General features: G+C 50.0%; 1 protein-coding gene. It reads left to right on the top strand.

The window, feature by feature from the left end; translation table 11 throughout:
* A partial coding sequence (locus M3G15_RS21435; RefSeq protein ID WP_260072022.1) for a transposase occupies nt 1-356 on the top strand: 356 nt, incomplete at both ends.

The following is a 356-nucleotide window of genomic DNA, read 5'->3' as shown; positions in this document are numbered from 1 at the left end:
ACCTCCAAGCCCGACTGATCGAGTTTACGGATGAGCAGAAACGGACCTACCGCTTGCTGACCAATGTGCAGGATCGCTCTGCCCAAGAGATTAGCGAGATCTACCGCTATCGATGGTTGATCGAGTTGTTCTTCAAATGGATCAAGCAACATCTGAGGCTGGTGAAGATCTACAGCGCAAACCAGACCGCCATCTGGAACCAAATCTATCTGGCGCTGATCGCGTACAGCTTGGTGCTGTTGATCAAGTTAGAGATGCAAACGGATCTAAGCTTATGGCAGATCTTGAAACGCATGCGCTTATATGCTGAGCGATCGTGGGAAGAGTTTCAACAAGCTGTGTTACGACCGCCGTCT

The organism is Paenibacillus sp. p3-SID1389 (assembly GCF_025151705.1).
Taxonomy (GTDB): Bacteria; Bacillota; Bacilli; order Paenibacillales; family Paenibacillaceae; genus Fontibacillus; species Fontibacillus phoenicis.
Note: the sequence above shows the minus strand (reverse complement) of the source record. Positions and strands in the feature narration are given on the sequence as shown.